Origin of the sequence: Clostridium estertheticum (assembly GCF_011065935.2) — a bacterium.
Taxonomy (GTDB): Bacteria; Bacillota; Clostridia; order Clostridiales; family Clostridiaceae; genus Clostridium_AD; species Clostridium_AD estertheticum_A.
Genome location: NZ_JAAMNH020000001.1, coordinates 1,578,092 through 1,598,755 on the forward strand (window position 1 = coordinate 1,578,092; position 20,664 = coordinate 1,598,755).

Annotated in this window: 14 protein-coding genes and 1 pseudogene; 12 read left to right on the forward strand and 3 right to left on the reverse strand. The window is 31.7% G+C overall.

Features of this window, described 5'->3' with window-relative positions:
- The first annotated feature begins 554 nt into the window (after window positions 1-554).
- From G9F72_RS07275 to G9F72_RS07285, 3 genes are read left to right on the forward strand one after another with little or no spacing between them, the layout of a single operon-like run.
- Entirely contained in the window at window positions 555-1,457 is a 903-nt protein-coding gene (locus G9F72_RS07275; RefSeq protein WP_164956662.1) for an RHS repeat-associated core domain-containing protein, read from the forward strand.
- A 12-nt stretch (window positions 1,458-1,469) separates the two neighbouring features.
- Window positions 1,470-2,030, forward strand: coding sequence for an Imm43 family immunity protein (locus tag G9F72_RS07280; protein ID WP_164956663.1), 561 nt, complete (start codon window positions 1,470-1,472; stop codon window positions 2,028-2,030).
- A 23-nt stretch (window positions 2,031-2,053) separates the two neighbouring features.
- Complete coding sequence (locus G9F72_RS07285) at window positions 2,054-2,641, forward strand: hypothetical protein (RefSeq protein WP_164956664.1); 588 nt, start codon at window positions 2,054-2,056, stop codon at window positions 2,639-2,641.
- Window positions 2,642-3,422: 781 nt separating this feature from the next.
- On the opposite strand, the gene G9F72_RS07290 is transcribed toward G9F72_RS07285, so the two are convergent.
- Entirely contained in the window at window positions 3,423-3,905 is a 483-nt protein-coding gene (locus G9F72_RS07290) for a hypothetical protein (RefSeq protein ID WP_164956665.1), read from the reverse strand.
- Between the two features lie 16 nt (window positions 3,906-3,921).
- A complete protein-coding gene (locus G9F72_RS07295) occupies window positions 3,922-4,389 on the reverse strand; it encodes a hypothetical protein (RefSeq protein ID WP_164956666.1) in 468 nt (155 codons plus the stop codon).
- An 802-nt stretch (window positions 4,390-5,191) separates the two neighbouring features.
- Here G9F72_RS07295 and G9F72_RS07300 point away from each other — a divergent pair.
- Window positions 5,192-5,686 (forward strand): annotated as a pseudogene (locus G9F72_RS07300) (Tn3 family transposase); the annotation flags it as partial.
- Between the two features lie 7 nt (window positions 5,687-5,693).
- Here the strand turns inward: G9F72_RS07300 and G9F72_RS07305 are convergent.
- Entirely contained in the window at window positions 5,694-6,110 is a 417-nt protein-coding gene (locus tag G9F72_RS07305) for a hypothetical protein (protein WP_224676011.1), read from the reverse strand.
- Window positions 6,111-6,331: 221 nt separating this feature from the next.
- On the opposite strand from G9F72_RS07305, the gene G9F72_RS07310 reads away from it, so the two are divergent.
- The 8 genes from G9F72_RS07310 to G9F72_RS07350 all read left to right on the forward strand — a co-directional run bounded on the left by G9F72_RS07310 (window position 6,332) and on the right by G9F72_RS07350 (window position 20,527).
- On the forward strand, window positions 6,332-6,472 hold the full coding sequence (locus G9F72_RS07310; protein ID WP_164956667.1) for a hypothetical protein: 141 nt from the start codon (window positions 6,332-6,334) through the stop codon (window positions 6,470-6,472).
- A 1,012-nt stretch (window positions 6,473-7,484) separates the two neighbouring features.
- Window positions 7,485-14,135, forward strand: coding sequence for a DNRLRE domain-containing protein (locus G9F72_RS07315; RefSeq protein ID WP_224676012.1), 6,651 nt, complete (start codon window positions 7,485-7,487; stop codon window positions 14,133-14,135).
- Between the two features lie 222 nt (window positions 14,136-14,357).
- Window positions 14,358-14,555: a hypothetical protein gene (locus G9F72_RS07320; protein ID WP_164956669.1), complete on the forward strand. Its 198-nt coding sequence runs from the start codon at window positions 14,358-14,360 to the stop codon at window positions 14,553-14,555.
- Window positions 14,556-15,193: 638 nt separating this feature from the next.
- A complete protein-coding gene (locus tag G9F72_RS27355) occupies window positions 15,194-16,732 on the forward strand; it encodes an RHS repeat-associated core domain-containing protein (protein WP_224676013.1) in 1,539 nt (512 codons plus the stop codon).
- A gap of 551 nt (window positions 16,733-17,283) precedes the next feature.
- Window positions 17,284-18,075 carry an RHS repeat-associated core domain-containing protein gene (locus G9F72_RS07330; RefSeq protein WP_164956670.1) on the forward strand — a complete coding sequence of 264 codons (792 nt, stop codon included), beginning with the start codon at window positions 17,284-17,286 and terminating at the stop codon, window positions 18,073-18,075.
- A gap of 169 nt (window positions 18,076-18,244) precedes the next feature.
- Window positions 18,245-18,892 carry a hypothetical protein gene (locus G9F72_RS07335; RefSeq protein WP_224676014.1) on the forward strand — a complete coding sequence of 216 codons (648 nt, stop codon included), beginning with the start codon at window positions 18,245-18,247 and terminating at the stop codon, window positions 18,890-18,892.
- A 556-nt stretch (window positions 18,893-19,448) separates the two neighbouring features.
- Window positions 19,449-19,586, forward strand: coding sequence for a hypothetical protein (locus G9F72_RS07340; RefSeq protein WP_224676015.1), 138 nt, complete (start codon window positions 19,449-19,451; stop codon window positions 19,584-19,586).
- A gap of 95 nt (window positions 19,587-19,681) precedes the next feature.
- A complete protein-coding gene (locus G9F72_RS07350) occupies window positions 19,682-20,527 on the forward strand; it encodes a LamG domain-containing protein (RefSeq protein WP_164956672.1) in 846 nt (281 codons plus the stop codon).
- Window positions 20,528-20,664: the final 137 nt, after the last annotated feature.

The following is a 20,664-nucleotide window of genomic DNA, read 5'->3' on the forward strand; positions in this document are numbered from 1 at the left end:
GAAATCAAATATGGTGTAGAATATTACTATATTAGGAGTAGTAACCGCGAAACGCGGGTTTTATACGTTAAGACATATATTACCAAAATACCGATATATTCAAAAAATTCTTTGAATATATCGGTATTTTAATTACTTTAAGGTATATTTTAAAGCTATTCCTTAAAAGTTTTGCTTCCTTTTTTCATTTTATTATTTTCCATTTTCATCCTTCACTTAGTTAGTATTATCAATACTATAATTGTACTTTAACGGGTACAGCCATAGTACATGTAAAAATGAGCCACATCAGGGATAATATTTTCAAAATACGTCTTTTAAGTGTTTTATTTGAAATTTAACGATATATTTCATTATTATACTCTGATAACGCTATTAAAATATCTTTCACTGGGGTTATAAAAACAATCCAAAAACATTTTAAAATAAATAGACTTGGTGCAACATCTGTAAAACGTTATATAGCCACGGTTTGAATATTAATTCCAACAAGTGGCTCATTTTTACATGTATGTCGGCTGTACCCCTATGACAGCTCAGATAATCTTGTAAGTATGAACTTAAATGGTGTAGAATACTACTATATAAGAAATGCTCAGGGAGATATTATAGGACTTAATGATAAAGCTGGAACTCAGGTAGTAAGCTACGTATATGATGCATGGGGTAAAGTAGTATCAACTACAGGTACGCTTGCTTCAACTGTAGGAGTTAAGAATCCATATCTTTATAGAGGGTATAGGTATGATACTGAGACTGGGTTATATTATCTACAATCTAGATATTATAGTCCAGAATGGGGTAGGTTTATTAATGCAGATAGGAATTTGGGTACACCAGCCGAATTGCTTTCGCATAACTTGTTTGCCTACTGTGGAAATAATCCAATAAATAAAATTGATCAGGATGGTGAATCTTGGGGAGCATTATTAGCTGGAGTAGGTGCTATATTTTCAATTCCAGCAGGAATAGCAACTGTAATAACAGTTGCAGCAATAGCCCTAGCTGCTGTGGCTATATATACAATAGTGAATATAGCAGTACAAGGATATAGAAATACCCACATTACTTACACTAGTGGTTCATCATCAAGTGGTAGCACAGGAAGCACTTCTACTGGAGGAGGAGGTCCATCTTCACCAAAGAATAATGGAAATAAGGTTAAAAAAATAGTGAAACAAATGCATCACCTCTTGACTAATAAAAGCAAGACATACACTCCTCAAATAACTGCAGTAATTGCAAAATATAATTTAGATTTAAATCGTGAATGGAATTTAGAATACATGGAACATATAGGTAGACATTGTAATAAATATCATGATTATATGTTGGAAGCTATTACTGCTATTGATGAACTAGCTAATGGAGATACACAGAAATTTTTGTCGGGATTTAATATAGTTAAAGACTATATAATTAAAAATCCAGATAAGTTATATAATAAAGGTTGGTAAGGAGGAACTTATATGAACTATTTTACATTGCAATATGATATGAAAAAGTATGAAAGAAATGGTGTTATGGCTTACCATAGTGAGTTATACGGCATTGGTATGCATGACATTATTAGAGGTAATCATCTTTATAATTGGGATAAACGAATCACATTTAATTATACACCAGATAACGGGAGTGAAATTACAGACTATATTTGTAATGATTTTAGGTGGCTTATAGTATCAAATAAGTTTAGAGAGGCTTTTGAAAATGCTCATATGACTGGCATACAATATTTACCGCTAAGTATTATTAATAAAGAAACAGGAATAGCGCTAGGGGAATACTATGTAGCTAATATATGTAATTTGATAGAAGCAGTTGATATGGGGCAGTCTGAGTATATTGAATTAATGCCTGGTAAATATGTGTTTGCATCATTTGCAGTAAAGGAAGATAAAATAAATAGTTTTGATATTTTTAGACTAAAAGAATATAATGTGTCAATATTATTATCTGAAAAATTTAAAAATATAATAAAAATTAATAAATTAACAGGATTTAATTTTACTAAAGTAAAAGTGGTATAAAAAAGCTTAAGGGGGGATATTTAATGGAATTTAATATAAATAAATCATACAATTATGTAGGCGAGATAGTAAATTCCGATTTAAGTATAACTATTGGTATGGAAAAATTAATTGATCATTGTAAAGGGTATATCGAGAGTTTAGTTTGGGATAAGTTACAAGGATTGGATTTTGAAGAAGATGAACTAAGCCTAAAGAAATGGGTAGAGAATAATTTAAAAAATCAACCTCCAATTGATGATGTAGATTCATTATGGTTTGGGTTATTTGACGGAATTAGTAATGGGTATGAAGTGTGTTCTCTTTATCTTTCTGGAGCTAGTAGTGAAAATGATGAAGAAGATAATGAGTTATATTTACCAGACGATAGATATGCTGACTCAATGGCTTTACGAGATATGTCTATAATATTAAAGAATGAAAGTAGTAATGTTAGAGAAGTAGGTGAATATATCCTTTATTTAGGATATGCATGTTTAGTTGTTAAGAATATTTTTAAAACTTTAGATTGGGGTATTTTACAAAATTTAAGTAACTTATGCGAATTAGTTGTAGGATTTGATTCAGGTGACTATATTGTTTTAGGAAATATTAATAAAACACATAAATAAATATCTTAATAGGTAGAAATCAATGAATATAGAGTATATCGTTTAGGTTCTAATTGCATAATTGGGGTATGAAGAACAAGTTTTGCCTATCCCGCTAAAAAGGTAAATTAGGGGGGGGCAGTCGTGATAAAGAAAAAAATCAATACATAAAAATTGGCGAAGTACCAAAAGAGTATTCTAATGAGGATCATCTTTTTGAGTATATTAAAGAAAGATTTAGCATACTAGAATGTAGTAGACAGACAGATAGGCACCTGAGAAGTGTAATTGGAGAGTTAACTGAAAAGAAATATTTAAATTGCAGTTGGGCTGACAACATACCATATTCTCTATCTTTAACCCACTATGCTAAGGAATATTTTTAGATACCAAAGGAAATTATCCTTTAGCTGATATTTAGAGACATCTTCTCAATATTCGTAAATTACGTCACAAACGAATGTACGATTTTCTCTAAAACCTTACATTCGTAAAAACAGCATAAAGCGTTGATATATAAAGGCTTATAGTAAATTTAACTAAAGCCTTTTTTCTTATTGTGTATTTGAATGTATTGTTTTATAAAATATACTATAAAAATAGCACATTGATTTTGTGACCTCTAGGACACTTTCCAACCTAAATCATTACATTTATGGGGATATGCTTTTCTTAGCGTACGAAATATCATTTTTGTGTACGCTACCCCTTATATACCCAAATTTATAAATCATACTATCGAAAATATAACAAGGCTAGCATACACTAGCCTTGTTATATATTATGTTTTAAAGTTTTAATACTATTTATAATCTGGATAATTAATTAGAAATTTTTTCTTAGAAGCTTCAATAAAGTTGATTCTTACATTTTTCTCTAAAATCATTTTTTTATTAACTTCAAGTTCCTTTTTATGTTTTATTGGATCATCTAGTGGATTAGTAAGCCACTCATTTTGAAAATTTTGAAGACTATTAAGAGCGGCTTGCTGATCTTTCAGACTTTTTTCTATTATTTTTACTAATTTCATTAAAAAATAATTATCTTTCGAGTCAACCACCTTAACAGGCATTTCACTAACCCCTAATACTCCAGTATCCCTTGAAGTTCCCAAGGCATAATTATACTCAATAGGTATAATGTCAAACCCTAATTCTTGCTCAAAAGGGTCATTATCAATAAAAACTGCATAATGAACTACGCAATCAAGACTGCTCTGAAATACTTCTTTTATGGTAAACGGTTCGTAACGCTTAATAGTATTTTTTATTATGAAAAAGTTCATGTTAGCTCCCTTCTGTCTATAATAATAGTAAGGCTAGTAGAAGCTTCATAATAACAGATCCGCCACCTGCTGCGAGACCTTCTACTTCCGCTCCACATACAGTAGTCATTTCTGATAATACACCAATTTCCGCACCATATGCTGCCTCGGCTTGTTCTCCATATCCTACAATTTCTTGTTCAATGCCCGTAACACTATCACTCATTTGCCAATAATATTTATTAGAATACCAAGATTTACTCTTAAAGGTAATGTGAAAATTATTTTTGTCGATACCGTTCCTATTTTGAACATTAATATTAAAATGATTACCAACACCATCCAAATGGTTTTCTACTCCACGTACTAATACTTGGTAATAGCTATTATAATTTTGATACTGTATTCCTCCATTAGTGGGTACAGAAACAGAATTAGATACCAAAGAATTAGATATTTCTTGAGATTCTAGTGGAGTTGTTGGGAAATGTTCACCCTTTGGCAAGCTAATAATGTCAACTGTTCCTACATGTTTAACAATAACTTTTTCTTCAAGTCCTTGCCATACTAATACTTAAAATAATGGTTATTAATCGTTTTTTCATTCTTATTCCTCCCAATATGTATTTGTTTTTATAAGTATATCATGATTACCGCCCAAAAGCTTGTAATTAATTACAAAAATAGGATTTATAATATAATATGGTTCTCTTTGTTTGTAGACCCGGAAAAGGTATGTCGGCTGTACCCGAATGTATGGGCAATTAAAAAAGAAAGCATTTTTCTATAATACTTGATAACTCAAGAACGGTGGACCAAAAGAAAGAACCATCTAAATATTAGATGGTTCTTTCTTTTAATATTACTTATTGGTACCAGCCGCTGCATTATCTTTTTTAACTCTTGGAGCTGATTGTTTCTTCTCAAGTTCTTCTAATAAGGGGTAGTAACCGCAAAACGCGGATTTTATACGTTAAGACACTTATTACCAAAACACCGATATATTCAAAAAATTCTTTGAATATATCGGTGTTTTAATTACTCTAAAATATTTTTTAAACATATTCCTTAAGTTAGTATTATCAATACTTTAATTATACTTTAACTAACTTGTTTTGAGTAAAAAAATAAGAGATTTGTCATTTAGTGATTAGACCCTAGATTTATCAACGTTTTACACTGATATTATATACTTTTTTGAGTTAGAACTATTTAGTATTAATTCTAAGTCAGAATGTTTTGATAAAACATATTTTTGGTAATAATTGTCTTAACGTATATTTTCCGCGTTTTGCGAGCACTACCCCATAGATGGCTTATTAAAGCATAAATCTGAACTTCAAATAAAAGAACATTATACTGATACAGCAGGTTATACCGACCAAGTATTTGCACTTATGTCCTTAATGGGGTTTCATTTTGCCCCAAGACTCAGGAACCTAACAGACTTAAAACTCTTTTCATTTGATAAAAACAAATTCCCTAAATTTAATAACCTTATTTCGGGATTAATAAATACAGATTTAATAACAAACTATGATAATGTTCTGCGGCTCTCTCATTCTATTTTTGAGGGAAAAGTATCAAGTGCATTAATTTTAGGTAAACTTGGTTCATATTCTAGAAATAATACCTTAGCTAACGCATTAAAAGAAATGGGAAGGATTGAAAAAACAATATTTATACTTGAATATGCTTCTGATCCAGAACTAAGAAGGATACAGATTGGATTAAATAAAGGAGAAGAACTTAATGGTTTGGCAAGAGCTGTGTTTTTCGGAAGACGAGGGCAGTTTTGGGAACATGAATTTACTTTTCTAAAAGTTCAATCTGACCTTCCTCTAACTTTTCATAGGTTAATGCAATTTCCCCAAAATGAAACTCTGGTTCTACAAGCTCCAAATACTCTGAAACCATTACATCTACCTGTGCTTTTATATCACCCTCAAGTATTGTTTCTGTTAAATAAATAAAAATAGCGTCTTTCAAATTCCAAAAGTATAGCCAAGGCTGCTTATCAAATTGTCCTGAAGAATAACTTTCTTCAAGTTTCTGTTGTCTGTAAACTAACGACCACTCTGGCTTCCTTATTTCCGCAGTATGATATGTGTATCCGCTAACTTGACCTAATGAACTCCGGCCCTCCTGCAAGTATACATATCCGCTTGCTCTTAAACTATTTAGACCCGAAAAGATTGCATGACGACCATCATTTACCAACATCATAATTTTTACATTTTAAAGATAGATCATTATCTAACCAGTAATTCATATACTTCCCATCCTTTCTTTATCCACATACGGATTTTTTATATAAATTTAATATACTCCAAAATTTATTGTTAATCAAACTACCTTATATAGTGGAAATTATAAGGGACAATCAGAAATACAAACTCATTTTAGAAAAATTAGATAATATTGAATCTAAAATTGATAACATTACTTTGAATGGTATAATTAAAACAGAAATTGGTATTGAAACAGCAGTAACCGTTGATGATCTGCAAGAAGGTATAATTGTTGAAAATATCAATGAAGTAATTAGTGAAATTGATGAATCCGATATAATAGATGGTGATTTTTAACTAGAATAAGTGCATTGCCTTTTTAGGTTAATGCACTTATTCTAGTTAAAAATCCATTAAAAAAATCTAAAAAAAAAGATTTTGGGTATTTATCATATAATTATCCTTGGAAATTTGAAAAATATTAATAATTTAATAGGAGTTAAAGCTCTAAATTTAACTTATTGAAATTGTTAATTAGATTATGAATAATATGCTCGATTAGAGCCTTTGATACGTTAAAAGTGAGCCACTTTCACGCAGGGTGAGACAGGGTTATTTAAATTCATAGATTAATAAATATTTGACAGCAGGCACTGCAATACCAAATATTGTAAATCAATTTCAAATTATTTATACCAGTGCAACAAATGGATGATTTTTTCAAGAAATATTGCATGGGCCTATCTTAACAAAAGAAAAAACTGAAGACTAAACTGCTAAACGTGATAATGAGTTAGCAAAAACACAACATATGAGGATGAGTTTAATACGCTAATTTGCAATATTTATGAATAGCACTAGCTATGTCTTTTATGTTCACCCTAATTCTATTTTTTTGGTATTTACTATGTAAACATCATCAAGCCTAAGGTTTCGCCTTCGGATAAAGGCTCTGCGAGCTCTTGAATATTTAGAGGGGAATACCTTTTTCTTATTTCAGGATCTCCTTTAAGCCATACTGGGGTATCATAAATATCATTTCCAAACAAGAAAATCTCTTAAGTGTCACTAGATTCATTTATATTGTCTAATTCTTTAAAATAAATAAATAAATAAATTAGTCAATTACATAAATCATAACGTAGATAATCTATACCGCATATATGGCTATAGAACGAAGGTTGGAGCACTAAAGGCATATGAGTAAAATATAGGTTAAAATTTTGTGTGTAAAATGTAAATGAAATATAAATAATTTATGACAAATTTAGACACGTTATAATACATTTATACATATTATAACAAGTCTTACATTGACTTTTGAAAATTTCACATTATAATTGAAATGTGAATATAATATGTATAAAATATGAATAAAGGTGCAGACAACATGTGGAATTACAAAAGAACACTGTCAATATTTCTTATAGCTACATTTATCAGTTCTAATATGCCTATACCTACATTGGCACAAGGTATTGAGAACTTAACAAATAAGATAGTGTCATCTGCACAATTAGAGAGAAATAGCAAAAAAGAAGCAAAGATACTTCAGGAGGTAGAGTCAAAGAGAGAGAAGTATGTTAAACACTTTATAAAAGAGGACAAAACATTTGAAGCAGTAGTTTATCCTTTTGCGGCTCATTATAAAGAAAATGGTAAATGGATGGATATTGATAATAACATCATTGAGGGTAAAGATGATGAAAATAATGATGTATTAGAAAATAAGAGTAATGATTTTAAAGTTGAATTTGGGAAAAAGTCTGATGCAAGAAAGCTTGTATCCATTAAAAAAGATGGTTATGAAATATCATGGAATATAAATAAGCCAAGTGAAAGCGATATTTTAAGCAGCGGTATATCACCTTCTCAAACAACAGATGATACAATTACAACTAATGCTTTAAATAGTACAAGTACTGTTGAAAACAATACAGTAAATCCGGAGGAAATCAAGATACAGGAGCCAGTTGCTGCAGAGCAAACACCAACTGTAGAAAAGACAACTACAAACAGTGAACCAGTACAAGAAAGTACTGTAACACAGTCAATCAATAATAATTTACTTAAAGTTTTAAATAGTACTTCAGCGCAGATAAAGCCTGAAAATACAGACTACTTAAAGGACTTATCAGAAAACGATAAGAAGAAAACATTAACTAATCTAACATCTACAGTAGAATTTAAAGACATATATCAAGATGTAAATTTAGAATATGAAGTAAGGCCAGAGGATGTAAAAGAAACAATTGTAATAAACAAAAACACAGACAATACATATTTTGAGTTTAACATAAATTCAAAAAATCTAACTGCAAAGCTACAGGCAGATAAAAGCATAATATTCTATGATGCAAAGGATTCATCCAAAGAAGTTTTCGCTATGGATGCACCATACATGATAGATGCAAAAAATCAGCAAAGTAAGGATATAGAGATTGGGCTTACTCAAACAAAGGCTGGATATATATTATCACTAAAGCCAAATAAAGAGTGGCTAGATAGTAGTGAAAGAGTGTACCCTATAAAAATTGACCCAACAGTAACAACAAATTTAGGAATAACTAGTATACATGATACTTTTGTTAGTTCAAGCCAGCCTACCACAAATTATTATAACAATCAGTATTTAGAAACAGGCTATGGTTCTATAACAGGGAAAACAAGAACTTATATGCAATTTGATCTTCCAGTACTTACAAGTGCAGATATGGTAACAAGTGCACAATTAGGTTTAACTTTAGCAACTAATAATACAAATTTACGACAAGTTAATGCCTATAGGGCATCTGGAAATTGGGATTCAAAAACTTTAACATGGAATAATCAACCGGGATATGATTGGACGGTAATTCAAGATTTTCAGATGGTTCAAAATGTAAACCAAAATGGTTATTTGTGGGATGTAACAGCATCAGTTAAAGATTGGTACAATACAGGGAATAACTATGGTATAGTGCTTCAACATGAAAATGAAGGCCCAGACTGTGGATACAACGAGTTTGTTTCTTCGGATACCGCAGTTGTAGAGGGTAGGCCAAGAATAACTATTCAATATACTAACAATTCGGGAATTGAAGATAACTTGACGTACCATTCACAAAGAGTTGGTAGAGCAGGAACAGGATATGTCAATGATTACAATGGTAACTTAGTATTTAAGCATGATGACTTAAGTATGAACGGAAATAAAATGCCCGTTTCTTTAAATCATGTATTCAATAGTAATGAAAAAGACATCAGCAAAGGCTACGGTTTAGGCTGGAGATTAAATTTAAGTCAAAGAGTCGTGATAGAAACCATAGGAATAGATAAGTATTATGTATATACCGATGAAGATGGAACAAAGAATTATTTCAAAGATGATGGAGCAACTACGTTAAAGGATGAATCGGGAATAGATTTAACGTTAACAGTAAACCCCGATAAATCATATATTATAAAAGATAAAGGTGGTAATGAGTTAGGTTTTGTACCTGGAGGATATTTATACACCATTAAAGATAATAATAAAAATACTCTAACATTAAATTATAATGGTACAACCTTAGCGTATGTTACAGATGGTGCGGGAAGAGTAAGCAAATTAGAATCTACTGCAGAGGGTTACTTAACAGGAATAGTTGATCCAAGTGGTAGAAGAACAAGCTTTTCATATGATGGTATAAAGCTTTCAAGAATTACATATCCAGACGGAAAATATACCTTGTATACATATGATAGCAATAATAATTTAAATAGTGCTATAAACTTCGATGGATATAAGATGCAGTATATATACTATCCTTCAAGTCCATATCGTGTGCAACAAATTCACGAAAGCAATGTAAGTCCAGCCACTGATGGACAAGGTATAAATATAGTATATGGGCTAAATACAACAATATATAATGATTTTAGAGGAAAGAAGAATATATACCAATTTAATAATACAGGTAATACAATTAGTGTAAGAGATGATGAAGGAAATGCTAAGTATTATAACTATAATGAAGGACCAACGAATAAAAACAAGCTTCAATTAGAATCTAAGCTTCAAAAGTCAATAATGAATTTATTAAAGAACCATAATGCAGAGGGAAGTAGTGATTGGACTTCAACTTATTGGACTACATCTACTGGCCTAGGAAGTTATGATACCACTAATAAGTATTTAGGAAATCAATCTTTAAAAATATCAAAAACTAACTCAGATAGCAGACAATTTTACAATCAACAGTTAACGCTTGAAAAAGGAAAAATCTATACCTTATCGGGGTACGTAAAAGCGGATAATATTTCTAATAGTAATGGAAAAGGTGCTTCAATCTTCGTTAACTACTATAATGAGAGTGGAGTGCTTCAAACAGTAGATTCATCTTTTGTACGTGGTACAAAGGATTGGGACCGAAATGAAGTAACCTTTACGCTGCCAGCTAATGCATCATCTACTACAGTATATGCAAGAGCAGGGATAGCAGAAGAAACAGGAACAGCATATTTTGACTGCATGCAACTTGAGGATGGAAGCGCAGCAAATAGATATAATCTTATAGAAAATCCTAACTTAATTTACGGTTCAGACACACCAGACTTTTGGACTAAAAATAATGAATGTACTACTAGTGATACTTTAATAGCATCAACAGATACTACTTATCCAACAAAACTCGATAATACTAAAAAAGTGTTTAGACTTACAGGATCGGCTGATAAAAATAAAAGTCTATATCAAAAAATTAACGTATCGTCCGACACTGAAGATACCTTTGTTGTTTCAGGTTGGGCAAATGGAAATTCTGTAGCATTAAGTGGTACTAGATACTTTGCATTAGATGTGGCTATAGAAAAAATGGATGGTAGTTATAGTTATCAAGTAGTGCCTTTTAATGAAGACTCTACAGACTGGCAGTATGTATCAGCACAAGTTAAAACAGGAGGTGCATATAAAAGCATAAATGTATATGCTTTATATTATGGCAATGAGAACTCAGCTGAATTTGATGGTGTTCAGCTTTTTAAGGAACAATTCGGTACAAGCTATCAATATGATGGGAATGGAAATCCTACTACAACCACTGACGTTAATGGTGTAAACTCAGCAGCGGAATATGATGCAAATAATGACCTTGTAAAAACAACAAGTGCAAACGGTAATATATCTACTAATGCGTATGACGCCGATCACAATATAGATGATGCAACATCGCCAGAGAATGTTACTGATACATTTACTTATGATGGGTCTGGAAATCCACTCACTACTACCACAAAAGGTAGTAATGCTACTGATCCAGTTATAAAATCAAGCTCTACATATACACCAAGTGGAAATTATTTAAAATCTGAGACGGATCCATCAGGAAACACTGTGAATTCTAATTACAATGAAACAAAAGGAACCTTAGACAGTGTAACGGATAGTAAAAGCAATACTGTTTTTAACTCCTATGATGAAATGGATAAATTAACAGGAACAAATTCTATAGCTTCATCAAGTAGTTCAGAAATATTTCCACTAAGCGGTACTACAAATGGAACAAAAGGCACGAAACCAATATCAGATAGCGCGGTTTATGCAAAGGATGAAAATGGAAAAACTGTACTTTCAGCAAATGGTGGAACAAAAACCTTATATAATCTAGGTTTAAGTAAAACTGCCGGAACTATGAGTGCATGGACAAAATCTACAGGAAGTAGTACTACAAGATATTTATTTACATCCCAGGGAAGTAACAGTGAACTACTCTGTGCATATATAGATACTAGCAACAAGGTAAATGTGGCTGTTAGAGACACTTTAGGAGCTTGGGAAACAGTAGTAACATCAACAGCAGCAATTAACACAACTGATTGGAACTTTATTGCTCTTGAGTGGAAGGTAATTGCAGGAGGATTACAATGTACTCTATACTTAAATGGGGCAAGTTATGTAAACACTGCTGCAAGCTATAAAGATTTCACAGGAGTACAGACATCTGTAGGAAGTTATATAGATGGAAATTATGCAGTAAATGGATTAGTTGATGAATATATTTATTCAAATATAGCTTTAGGGTCTACATCAATATTAAACATTTATAACACTCAAAGGGGAAAATATTTAGATGCAAGTACTGTAAACAATAAATACAGTTACGAGAATGATAGAATAAAATCCGTATCTAACAATGGTTCCAATTATACTTTTAATTATGATGGGTTAGGAAATAACACAAAAGTAAATGTAGGAACCCAAAATCTAATAACAAATAACTATGAAGCAAGAACAGGAAAGCTTTTAGACTCAACCTATGGAAATGGCCAAATAGTAGGATCAAGCTATGACAGTGCTGATAGAGTAATCAGTAGTACATATAATGGGTTAGATAGGTTTAAATACGGCTATGATGCTAGTGGGAATGTAGCTAGCAATGATGACCTAGTTAATGGGGTAAACTACAAATATATTTATGATATGTCTAATAGGCTAGTGAAAATAGTGGATTCAAAGGGTAACACTGTTAAAAATATTTATGATGTGGAAGATAATTTAAGCAGTGTTGCAGAGAATTTAAATGGAGTAGACTACACTACAAGTTATACTTATGATAAAGAAAACAAGCCTAAAACTACAACTTATAAAGGTAATGTAATAACTAATAATTACGATTCATTAGGAAGATTACAGGGTAAGGTAACAAACACAGGAACTGCTCAGATTAATACAAGTTATGAATTTGAAGCGGGAAAAGACGCAAATACTACCACCAATAGAGTAAGCAAAATAACTAATAACGGAAATGGAATAGTTTATAGTTATGATAAGAATGGAAATATCGAAACTATAACTGAAAATGGAAAATTAATAAAATACTACTATAATGAGCTAAATGAGCTTATACGTGAAGATAACCAAGTATTAAATAAAACTATAAGTTACTCCTACGATAATGGAGGAAATATACTAAACAAAGTAGAGTATGCATATACCACAGGAACTCCGGGCATTGCAACGAAAACTTCTACCTATACTTATGGTGATGCAAACTGGAAGGATAAATTAACCTCCTTCAATGATGGAACAGCAAAACCAATAACCTATGATGCCATAGGAAATCCACTAACTTATAATGGATATATCTATACTTGGGAAGAGGGACGTCAGCTTGCTGCTTTATCAGGAAATGGGGACACTATAGCTTACAAATACAATGATTCAGGCATCAGAACCCAGAAAATAGTAAACGGAGTTACAACAACTTTTCATTTAGCAGGAGATAAAGTAACCTATGAAACAAATGGAACAGATAATATTTACTATACTTATGACAGTTCAGAACAACTTGTTTCTATGAGCTTAAATGGAGGAGAATACTACTATATAAGAAATACTCAAGGTGACATAATTGGCTTACATGATAGTAAAGGAGCAGAAATAGTAAGCTATAGCTACGATTCATGGGGCAAGTTAATATCAACTACAGGAACGCTTGCATCAACTGTTGGCGTTAAGAATCCTTATAGATACCGTGGTTACCGTTATGATACTGAAACGTCTTTATATTATCTGCAATCAAGATATTATAATGCGGAGTGGGGAAGGTTTGTTAATGGGGATGCTACTGCTGCATTGCAGTTAGCACAAGGAAAACTGTTAGGAGCTAACTTATTTTCTTATTGTATTAATAATCCTGTGATGAATAGTGATCCAACGGGGCATTGGAGTTGGAACTATCTTAGATCAAAAGATTTTTTAGTGCCTTTATTTAATCTTATAATTTTTTCAGCACTTGGAATAGGAACGGTGAAAATCGCCTCGCTTTATAGAAATCAAATAAATAAAATTGGTAAACAGTTAGCAGAAAAAACTCTTAAACGTGCGGTGAGATCAGCTTTAAAACAAGCATCATTTAAGGCTAGTGCCATTACCAAAATAACAGGACTTCTAAGTGGTGTATTCTCAATTGCATCTTACTTTACAAATCCTGGAGGTGTAATTTTTAATCTCTTAAATTCAAAAGATAAAATACCAAATAACAAATATCTCGACTTCTAAAATATTGTTAAAAAATAAGTTAGTAACACTTAATATACATTGACTAAAAATATTTTATAATAAAATATACTTAGATGTTGTTACTATATACATTTCATTTTAAAACTACATTTAAATTGCTGATAAAGATTTTTTAAAAAAGTAAAATAATTATTGTAATATATATAATATAAAAGTTAATATTAAAAAACAACCATAACTTTAATGTATAAAGGAGATATTATGAAAAAATCAGATAATCAATTATTAAATTTCATTTTAGAATCTGTGGTTTATTCAGTAATAATTTTATTAATAGCCATTGTTATCTCTATTTGCTCACATAAACCTATAATAAGTTTAATACCAGCTTTAATGGCTTGTTTTGTAAGTACATTAATAGGGAAACTTTTATATAATAAATCAAATAAAAAAAATTAGCAAACAGAAATAATCTGCTAATGTACCCGATTTCTGTTAGGTTCTCGGGTATGTTGGATCAAAAAACAACAAATAGGTCTCTTCGCACCCAACTAAAGCAACTGCTACTTAGAAAAAACAGTGAATTAATTAGAATTTAGAATGAGCATCAGTGGCTGGAGTAGCAGCTATTGCTGCTTATTGGGTTGTAGCAAACAATAAGTAGAAGACAATATTACATCAACGACTACAATTAACACAGCGTATGGAACTTCATTGCTCTTGAGTGGAAGGGGGTAGCAGGAGGATTACAATATACTCTATATCTAAATGGATTAGTTGATGAATATATCTATTCAAATACGGATTTAGGGTCTACAGCAATATTAAATATCTATAACACTCAAAGGGGAAAATATTTAGATTCAAATACTGTAAACAATAAATACAGTTACGAGAATGATAGAATAAAATCCGTATCTAACAATGGTTCCAATTATACTTTTAATTATGATGGGTTAGGAAATAACACAAAAGTAAATGTAGGAACCCAAAATCTAATAACAAATAACTATGAAGCAAGAACAGGAAAGCTTTTAGACTCAACCTATGGAAATGGCCAAATAGTAGGATCAAGCTATGACAGTGCTGATAGACTAGTGAAAATAGTAGATTCAAAAGGTAACATTGTAAAGAATGTTTATGATGCAGATAGTAATTTAAGCAGTGTTTCAGAAAATCTAAATGGTGTAGATTACACTACAAGTTATACTTACGATAGTGAAAATAAGCCCAAAACTACAACTTATAAAGGTAATGTAATAACTAATAATTATGACTCATTAGGAAGACTACAAGGTAAGGTAACAAACACAGGAACTGCTCAGATTAATACAAGTTATGAATTTGAAGCAGGAAAAGAAGCGAATACTACCACTAATAGAGTAAGCAAACTAATTAACAATGGAAATGGAATAGTTTATACTTATGACACTAATGGAAATATTGAAACTATAACTCAAAATGGGAAAGTAATAAAATACTACTATAATGAGCTAAATGAGCTTATACGTGAAGATAACCAAGTATTAAACAAAACTATAACTAATTCCTACGATAATGGAGGAAATATATTAAACAAAGTTGAATATGCATATACCACAGCAACACCTGGTACTGCAACGAAAACATCTACTTATACTTATGGTGATGCAAACTGGAAGGATAAATTAACCTCCTTTAATGATGGAACAGAAAAACCAGTAACCTATGATGCCATAGGAAATCCATTAACTTATAATGGATATACCTATACGTGGGAAGAAGGACGTCAGCTTGCAACAATGTCTGGGAATGGAAACACTATAGCATACAAGTACAATGACTCAGGTATAAGAACTCAGAAAACAGTAAACGGAGTTACAACAACTTACCATTTAGTAGGCGATAAAGTAACATTTGAAACAAACGGTACAGATAATATTTACTATACTTATGACAGTAATGATAAACTTGTAAGTATGAACCTAAATGGCGTAGAATACTACTACGTAAGAAATGCTCAAGAGGATATAATAGGTTTAAATAATAGTACTGGGGCAGAGGTGGTAGGTTATAGCTACGATTCATGGGGTAAATTAATTTCAACTACAGGAACCCTTGCATCAACTGTTGGAGTTAAGAATCCTTATAGATATCGTGGTTATCGCTATGACACTGAAACGTCTTTGTATTATCTGCAATCAAGATATTATAATGCGGATTGGGGAAGGTTTATTAATGGAGATAATATTGCTGTATTGCAGTTAATACAAGGACAACTGTTAGGAGCTAACTTATTTGCTTATTGCGTTAGTAATCCTATTATGAATAGTGATCTGAGTGGATATTGGTCAGTAAATATTATTTCAGTAAGATTGGCAGCAGCTCTATTTAATTATGCAATTAGCTATGCTATAGGTGGAGTTGGGTTAGGAGCTATAAAGATGTATATAAGAAGAGCTGGTGTAGAAGCAGCTAAAAGATTATTTACTCGTACTCTTGTAAGCGAATTAGTTAAATGGGGAGCTAGAAGACTTGCATGGGGGGGAGGAGCTGCTGTAGATATTTTTATTAACTATCTTGATATAGGTACAGCAGTTGCTAAGTGGTTAGATTCAAAAGATCCAAGGCCTAATAATAAATGGTTAACTATTTAGATATTTATAATTTATTAATTGTAGGTAAAAATGCTCTAGAGAGCGAGCCTAGTGTGGGTGTAGAGTTTTCATCGCATCCATATTTATTGGTAAATGATTTTTATGATACCTTATAAAACAAAAAAATATTAGTGCACTTAGTGCAACAATTAATAATGAAAGGCTAGGCTAGTAATGGAGAAAAAATTAAAATTCATACGGATATTAAAGTTTATAACTATTTCTATATATATTATTTCAGTAAATTATTACGCTAGTGATATGATAGACCATGGAATTATAAAAAAGAATTATATTTATATAATTGGGTTTTCAATTGTAATAATGGGGGGGGTAATATTTTTAATAAGGTTTTTTGATAAATTACTAAGAAAAAATACTTAAAAGATGTAATTACATTTAGTGTGATTTTTTCATATTACCAATAGATTTATAAATGAAGATTCTAATAGCTTTATGAATTTAGAAACTAAAGGAAAGGAGAAAGTCTGAATAAGAGGACTTTCTTCTTTCTTTCATTTACATGGGAAGAAGGACGTCAGCTTGCAACAATGTCTGGAAATGGAAACACTATAGCATACAAGTACAATGACTCAGGTATAAGAACTCAGAAAACAGTAAACGGAGTTACAACAAATTATAATTTAGTAGGAGATAAAGTAACCTTTGAAACAAATGGAACAGACAATATTTACTGTACTTATGATAGTAATGATACACTTGCAAGTATGAACCTAAATGGCGTAGAATACTACTATGTGAGAGATGCCGAAGGGGATATAATAGCATTGAATAATAGTGATGGAGCAGAGGTGGTAAGTTACAGCTACGACTCATGGGGCAAATTAATATCAACTACAGGAACCGATTCATCAACTGTTGGAGTTAAAAATCCTTATAGATACCGTGGTTATAGATATGACACTGAAACGGCATTATATTATCTGCAATCAAGATATTATAATGCGGATTGGGGAAGGTTTGTTAATGGGGATCAAGCATCACTATTACAAGATATGGTAGGTGTATTATTAGGGAGCAATTTATTTGCTTATTGCTATAATAACCCCGTAAACAATAGCGATCCTACAGGCAAATGGGCTCAAAATTATTCGGGTTTTGGATGGACAAAAGATAGATATGGTCATATTAATGGATTTCATGTTAAGAATAACCCAGCTTTCTTATCAAGATCTTTTTGCCTCGCTTATGCATGGGATATTATACATATAGCAGGAAAGTGGAGCTGGAGATTTGGATATAATTTTATTGGTTTGCCTCCTGTAAATATGGCAGCTGAGTTTTTCACACATGCTGTATTTTTTATTATTCTACCAATGTGACCATAAAATATCTTAAAAGAGGATACAACTGGAATAGAAGCGGCAAAACAATTGATATTGCATATGGAGATCCCAGAGAATATCAATTTTTAGCAGTTTGGTACTTGTTGTAATATATACTAAAAATATACAATTTAGAGGGTAGGTGTTTAAAATTAAAAAAATAATTATGTTAATACTTATAAGCTTTATATTAGTTGGCCTTACAGGTTGTAATAGCCTTATACTTAATGAATATGATCATATTAAATATAATGGGGCTGATTATATCCATAATGAAACAGAAGTCTGGCAACCGAATGGGGCAAAGTTAAATGAAAAAATTTCCGTATATTTGGTTGATTATACTTCTCATACGAATTACAAAAATGTCTATAATGCATATGGTTTTAAGGGGGATAAAGAACATATATTTTTGTTCTTTAACGGAGTACTTTATACAAAAAAGGGCTATTCTTTTCCTGATGCAACGAATGAAAGTCTAATAGTTGATAGAATTAAGTTGACGACTAGCGATGATAATTCGCGTTCGTATATTTTTGAAAACAAGGATTTTATAGATTTGTTTATGAAAGAATTCAGACACAGAAGCAGTGAAACAGGCGAACTTAAAAGAATACCTTATGAGGGCTATAATATATCCTTATATGTCAAAAATTATTTTGCATTTTCAAACGGTGGATTCATCGCATTTAGCAAAAAAGGACAGCTTGGGTTTGAAAATGATTTAATAAGTGACACAAATGACGTTAATGAGGTTGTAGAATTATTATCACCGGATTTAAACAAACAAATTTTAGCAAAACTTCATCGTTGAAATAAAGCGAGTATTATCCCTTTGAGCTTAGATCTTAATAATAGTTTGAGGTCATATAAGTAAAGGTAGCCAGCACCATAGTATTAGCAATACTATATTCCATTGAACGGTACTGGCTATCATTATATGTAAAGTACATAGTGTGATTCGAAAACAGGCGAATGGGTTATTCCGTTCCGGTGGTTCGAACCCCCCTCTCTCCGCTAAAATAAAGAACTCGCTGGAAGGCGAGTTCTCAGATTGTTTACAAAACCAGTATAATTTTTTATTATACTGGTTTTTTTACATGCAATTATGCGATAGCGTTCTGAAATATGTATAAATTTAAAAAAGCCACTAAATGTTTTGTTATAAGATTAAAAAGCAGTGAAGATAGTAGTCTAGCTATCTTCTTCATATTTTGCATTAAGTGGGACTAGATACTTTGCATTAGATGTGGCTATAGAAAAAACGGATGGTAGTTATAGTTACCAAGTGGTGCCGTTTAATTAAGATTCTACAGATTGGCAGTATGTATCAGCACAAGTTAATACAGGAGGTGCATATAAAAGCATAAATGTATATGCTTTATATTATGGCAATGAGAACTCAGCCGAATTTGATGGGCTTCAGCTTTATAAGGAACAATTTGGTACAAGCTATCAATATGATGGGAATGGAAATCCTACAACAACCACTGACGTTAATGGAGTAACCTCAGCAGCGGAATATGATGCAAATAATGACCTTGTAAAAACAACAAGTGCAAACGGTAATATATCTACTAGTACGTATGATAACGATCATAATATGGATGACGCAACATCGCCAGAAAATGTTACGGATACATTTACTTATGATAGTTCTGGAAATCCACTCACTAATACCACAAAAAGTAGTAATGCTACTGATCCAGTTATAAAATCAAGCTCGACATATACATCAAGTGGAAATTATTTAAAATCTGAGACGGATCCATCTGGAAACACTGTGAATGCTAATTACAATGAAACAAAAGGAACCTTAGACAGTGTAACGGATAGTAAGAGCAATACTGTTTTTAACTCTTATGATGAAATGGATAAATTAACAGGAATAAATTCCATAGCTTCATCAAGCAGCTTAGAAATATTCCCACTAAGTGGTACTACAAATGGTACAAAAGGTACGAAACCAATATCAGATAGCGCAGTTTATGCAAAAGATGAAAATGGAAAAACTGTACTTTCTTCAAATGGTGGAACAAAAACCTTATATGATCTTGGCCTAAGTAAAAATGCAGGAACTATGAGTGCATGGACAAAATCTACAGGCAGCAGTACTACAAGATATTTATTTACATCCCAGGGAAGTAACAGTGAACTACTCTGTGCATATATAGATACTAGCAACAAGGTAAATGTGGCTGTTAGAGACACTTTAGGAGCTTGGAAAACAGTAGTAACATCAACAGCAGCAATTAACACAACTGATTGGAACTTTATTGCTCTTGAGTGGAAGGTAATTGCAGGAGGATTACAATGTACTCTATACTTAAATGGGGCAAGATATGTAAACACTGCTGCAAGCTATAAAGATTTCACAGGAGTACAGACATCTGTAGGAAGTTATATAGATGGAAATTATGCAGTAAATGGATTAGTTGAGGCCAAATAGTAGGATCAAGCTATGACAGTGCTGATAGAGTAATCAGTAGTACATATAATGGGTTAGATAGGTTTAAATACGGCTATGATGCTAGTGGGAATGTAGCTAGCAATGATGACCTAGTTAATGGGGTAAACTACAAATAT

What these genes read in the sequence shown, in the direction of transcription:
- G9F72_RS07275 (WP_164956662.1), top strand. Translation starts at nt 555, where the DNA reads ATGAACTTAAATGGTGTAGAATACTACTATATAAGAAATGCTCAGGGA.
- G9F72_RS07280 (WP_164956663.1), top strand. Translation starts at nt 1,470, where the DNA reads ATGAACTATTTTACATTGCAATATGATATGAAAAAGTATGAAAGAAAT.
- G9F72_RS07285 (WP_164956664.1), top strand. Translation starts at nt 2,054, where the DNA reads ATGGAATTTAATATAAATAAATCATACAATTATGTAGGCGAGATAGTA.
- G9F72_RS07290 (WP_164956665.1), bottom strand. Translation starts at nt 3,905, where the DNA reads ATGAACTTTTTCATAATAAAAAATACTATTAAGCGTTACGAACCGTTT.
- G9F72_RS07305 (WP_224676011.1), bottom strand. Translation starts at nt 6,110, where the DNA reads ATGATGTTGGTAAATGATGGTCGTCATGCAATCTTTTCGGGTCTAAAT.
- G9F72_RS07315 (WP_224676012.1), top strand. Translation starts at nt 7,485, where the DNA reads ATGAATAAAGGTGCAGACAACATGTGGAATTACAAAAGAACACTGTCA.
- G9F72_RS07320 (WP_164956669.1), top strand. Translation starts at nt 14,358, where the DNA reads ATGAAAAAATCAGATAATCAATTATTAAATTTCATTTTAGAATCTGTG.
- G9F72_RS07330 (WP_164956670.1), top strand. Translation starts at nt 17,284, where the DNA reads ATGTCTGGAAATGGAAACACTATAGCATACAAGTACAATGACTCAGGT.
- G9F72_RS07335 (WP_224676014.1), top strand. Translation starts at nt 18,245, where the DNA reads ATGTTAATACTTATAAGCTTTATATTAGTTGGCCTTACAGGTTGTAAT.
- G9F72_RS07340 (WP_224676015.1), top strand. Translation starts at nt 19,449, where the DNA reads ATGTATATGCTTTATATTATGGCAATGAGAACTCAGCCGAATTTGATG.
- G9F72_RS07350 (WP_164956672.1), top strand. Translation starts at nt 19,682, where the DNA reads ATGGATGACGCAACATCGCCAGAAAATGTTACGGATACATTTACTTAT.